Below are 4,402 nucleotides of genomic sequence, written 5' to 3'. Positions count from 1 at the left end.
CGGTGCCGGGGTGCCGGAGTACCTCGCAGGGGCGGCCGTGGCCGAGGTCGACGCGGAGGCCGTTCGGGCCCTGCGTGCGGCCGGCGCCTCGGTGCAGGGGATCGCGCAGACGGATGAGTTCGCCTACAGCATCGCCGGCCGCAACGTGCACTACGGGACGCCGCCGAACGGTGCCGTGACCGGGGCGATCCCGGGCGGCTCCTCCAGTGGTCCGGCCTCGGCGGTGGCGCTCGGGCAGGCGACGATCGGGCTCGGCACGGACACGGGTGGGTCGATCCGGGTGCCGGCGTCGTATCAGGGGCTGTGGGGCATCCGGACCACGCACGGTGCCGTGAGTGCGGCGGGGATGCTGCCGCTCGCGCCGTCGTTCGACACGGTGGGGTGGCTCACGCGGTCCGCGGCGGCGCTGCGCGCGGCGGCGGCCGCGACCCTCGGTGGCGGTGGCGCTGGCGGTGGCGACGGCGGTGGCGACGGCGGTGGCGACGGCGATGCCGGAGCAGCCCGAGCGAACGCAGTAGGTGCCGCGACGCCGCTCGCGAGGCGGTTCGCCGTGTCGCGGGACATCATCGCGAGCTGCGAGCCCGGAGTGCGCGTGGCGTTCGACGCGCTCATCCGGGAGCCCGCGATCCGGGGCACGGATGACGCACAGGGCGGCCTGCTGCTCGACGAGGTGGACCTGGGCGACCTGGACGCCGTCTTCGCGGCCTTCCGTGTGGTGCAGGGGGCCGAGGCCTGGCGGCAGCACGGGGAGTGGGTGCAGGTGCACCCCGGCGTGCTCGGGCCCGACATCGCGGAGCGGTTCGACATCGCGGCGGCCGTGACCGCCGACACGGAGGCGGAGGCGAGGGCCGTGCTCGCCGAGGCTCGGGAGCGTTTCGACCGGGTGCTCGACGGTCGGGTGCTGCTGCTGCCCTCGGCCTCGTCGGCGGCCCCGGCGCTCACCGCGACGCCCGGTGACATCCAGGCGGTGCGGGCGGCCACCCTGCGCATGACCTCGGTGGCGGGCACCGGGGGCTACCCGGCCGTCTCGGCGCCGCTGATGCGCGTGCCGGAGCCGGTGGGGCTCTGCTTCGTGGGGCCCCGAGGCTCCGACCTCGCCCTCATCGACCTCGCCGCCTCCGTGGCTGCCGACCTCGGGGACGGCACATCGGGGCGTCGTGCCCTGTGAGTCCGTGCATCCGAAACACGGCTGAAACACCTGTTTCGTAGGATGGGGGCGGAGAAACAGAGATTTCGAGGAGCCGTCATGTCCAGCCTGCCGATCAACCCGCCGCCGCGACTGCTCATGGGGCCCGGGCCCATCAACGCCGACCCGCGGGTGCTGCGGGCCATGTCGGCGCAGCTCGTGGGGCAGTACGACCCCGCCATGACCTCGTACATGAACGAGACGATGGCGCTCTACCGCTCGGTGTTCCAGACCCAGAACGAGCAGACTCTCCTCATCGACGGCACCTCGCGCGCCGGCATCGAGGCCGCGATCGTGTCGCTCGTGGCGCCGGGCGACCGCGTGCTCGTGCCGATCTTCGGGCGCTTCGGGCACCTCCTCGGCGAGATCGCCGAGCGGGCCGGCGCCGAGGTGCACGTGATCGAGCGCGAGTGGGGCACGGTGTTCACCGAGGCCGAGATCGAGCGGGCGATCGTGGCCACGAAGCCCACGCTGCTCGCCGTCGTGCACGGCGACACGAGCACCACCGCGGCCCAGCCCCTCGAGGGCCTCGGCGCGCTGTGCGAGAAGCACGGCGTGCTCTTCTACACCGACGTCACCGCCTCGCTCGCCGGCAACACCTTCGCCGCCGACGAGCTCGGGCTCGACGCCGTGACGGCCGGCCTGCAGAAGTGCCTCGGCGGGCCCTCCGGATCGGCTCCCGCCACCTTCTCGCCCCGCGCCGTCGAGGTCATCGAGAGCCGCAAGAGCATCGAGGCCGGCATCGCGGGCAGTGCCGACGAGATCGCCGCGAGCACCGACCGGCGCATCCGCTCGAACTACTTCGACCTCGCCATGATCTTCGACTACTGGGGTGCCAAGCGGCTGAACCACCACACCGAGGCCACGAGCATGCTCTACGGCGCGCGCGAGTGCGCCCGGCTGCTGGTCGAGGAGGGCATCGAGAACGCGGTGGAGCGCCACCGGCTGCACGGCAGCGCGATGCTCGCCGGGGTCGGCGGCCTCGGGCTCACGGTGTTCGGAGACCTCGAGCACCGCATGAACAACGTCGTGGCCGTCGAGATCCCGGCCGCGGTGAACGGCGACGCCGTGCGCGGCGAGCTGCTCACCGACTTCGGCATCGAGATCGGGACCTCGTTCGGCCCGCTGCACGGCAAGGTGTGGCGGATCGGGACGATGGGGTACAACGCCCGGAAGGATGCCGTGCTCACCACGCTCGCGTCGCTCGAGCAGGTGCTGCGGCGGCACGGTGCGCCGGTCGTGGGCGGTGGCGGGGTGAGCGCCGCGTACGACGTGTACCAGGATGCGGGGGCGGCGGCGTGACGGGGGCGGATGACGCGGCCGCCGCATCCGTGGCGCGCCCGGATGACGCGACCACCGCATCCGCTGTGCTCGCCCGCTGCGAGGAGCTCGCCACGCACAGCTCGATGCCCGACGGTCTGATCGAGCGGGTCTACCTCTCGAAGGAGCACGCCGAGGTCAACGCCCTCGCCGAGCAGTGGATGCGGCATGCCGGCCTCGCGACGTGGCAGGACGCCGCCGGCAACCTCTGCGGGCGGCTCGAGGGCGCGGTCGACGGACTCCCGGCGCTGCTGCTCGGCAGCCACCTCGACACCGTGCCGGCGGCCGGGAAGTACGACGGCATCCTGGGGGTGCTGTCGGCGATCGCGGTGGTGGAGCGCATCCGCTCGTCGGGTCGTGCGCTGCCGTTCGCGCTCGAGGTCGTCGCGTTCGCCGATGAGGAGGGCACCCGCTTCGGCCGCGCCCTGCTCGGCAGCCGGGCCCTCGCGGGCACCTGGGACGACGCCTGGTGGGAGCTCGAGGGCGAGGACGGCGTGAGCCTCCGCGACGCCTTCACCGCCTGGGGCCTCGACCCCGCCCGGATCGGCGACGCAGCGCGCCGGCCCGAGGAGTTCGTGGGCTACCTCGAGGCCCACATCGAGCAGGGCCCCTACCTCGAGGACGCCGACAAGGCCCTCGGGATCGTCTCCTCGATCGCGGGTGCCCGTCGCTTCATGATCACCGTCCTCGGCAAGGCCGGCCACTCCGGCACTCCCTACGAGCGGCGGCGCGATGCGCTCGCCGGGGCCGCGGATGCCATCATCGCGATCGAGCGGCTCGCCCGCTCGGCGCAGCTCATCGCCACCGTGGGGCACCTCGAGGTGTTCCCGGATGCGGTCAACGTCATCCCGGGCAAGGTCGAGTTCAGTCTCGACCTGCGCGGCGAGTACGACAGCGAGCGCGACCGCATCTGGACCGTCATCCAGGGCCTGCTCACCGACATCTGCGGGCAGCGGCGGTTGAGCTGGTCGAGCGTCGAGACGCACTCGGCGCCCGCGGCCGTCTGCAGCGCGCGGCTGCGCGGGGTCGTGGCCGAGGGCATCCGGTCGACGGGTGATGCGCGGCCGATGTCGCTGTTCTCGAAGGCGGGCCACGATGCGATGGCGATCGCGTCGATCACCGAGATCGGGATGCTGTTCGTGCGGTGCGAGGGCGGGGTGTCGCATCATCCGGAGGAGTTCGTGACGGAAGCCGACGTGGCCGCCACGATCGACGCGTTCGAGGCGGCGGTGCTGGCGCTGGCGGCGTCGGTTGCAGACGCGGCGGCTCCGGGTGCGGCTCCGGGTGTGTCTCCGGATGCTGTGGGCGGGTCGGTGGCGCCGTGACCGACACGGCCCCCATGAACATCGGGCAGCGGATCGACCGCTCCTACGGCGAGCTGTCGCCGCAGGAGCAGCGGGCGGCCGACTTCATCCTGGATCACCTGAGCGACCTCGCCGTGTACTCCGGCACCGAGCTCGCGCAGCGGAGCGGGGTGTCGAAGGCCACCGTGTCGCGGCTGTTCCGGCGGCTGGGGTTCGAGAACGCGCAGGAGGTGCGGGAGCACGCCCGCTCGCTGCGCTCGTCCGGGGCGCCTGTAGGCGGGGCGACCCCCGGTGCTTCGGCCGACCTCTCGGCGCATCTCGTGCGGGAGGTCGAGAACCTGCGGCGGTGTCTCGACGCGCTCGGTCCGGAGCGGCTCGAGCAGGTGACGTCGCTGCTCGTGCGGTCGCGCACGGTCTCGGTGGTCGGGCTCCGCAACGGCTACGCGCTCGCGCTGCACCTGCGCGAGCAGCTCACGCAGGGGCGCGACGACGTGCTGCTCGTGCCGCAGCCGGGGCAGACGATCGCCGAGGAGTTCGCGGAGCGGGATGCGCGCGACGTGGCCGTGGTGTTCGGGTTCCGGCGGCGTCCGGC

The 4,402-nt window shown here is 73.2% G+C and carries 4 protein-coding genes; all 4 read left to right on the top strand.

Features of this window, described 5'->3' with window-relative positions:
• Nucleotides 1-1,168 (top strand): amidase family protein (locus tag Q0D57_RS19120; RefSeq protein ID WP_291047002.1); only part of this gene is annotated, 1,168 nt, incomplete at its 5' end.
• Between the two features lie 78 nt (nt 1,169-1,246).
• Nucleotides 1,247-2,488, top strand: a complete 1,242-nt coding sequence (locus tag Q0D57_RS19115) for an alanine--glyoxylate aminotransferase family protein (protein WP_291047001.1) — start codon at nt 1,247-1,249, stop codon at nt 2,486-2,488.
• Nucleotides 2,485-3,831 (top strand): allantoate amidohydrolase, encoded by a 1,347-nt coding sequence (locus Q0D57_RS19110; protein WP_291046999.1) that lies wholly within the window; start codon nt 2,485-2,487, stop codon nt 3,829-3,831. Before Q0D57_RS19115 ends, Q0D57_RS19110 begins: the two co-directional genes overlap by 4 nt.
• On the top strand, nt 3,828-4,402 hold a 575-nt coding region (locus Q0D57_RS19105), incomplete at its 3' end, for a MurR/RpiR family transcriptional regulator (RefSeq protein WP_291046997.1). The genes Q0D57_RS19110 and Q0D57_RS19105, both read left to right, overlap by 4 nt.

The organism is Herbiconiux sp., assembly GCF_023264895.1.
GTDB lineage: Bacteria > Actinomycetota > Actinomycetes > Actinomycetales > Microbacteriaceae > Herbiconiux.
Note: the sequence above shows the minus strand (reverse complement) of the source record. Positions and strands in the feature narration are given on the sequence as shown.

What these genes read in the sequence shown, in the direction of transcription:
- Q0D57_RS19115 (WP_291047001.1), top strand. Translation starts at nt 1,247, where the DNA reads ATGTCCAGCCTGCCGATCAACCCGCCGCCGCGACTGCTCATGGGGCCC.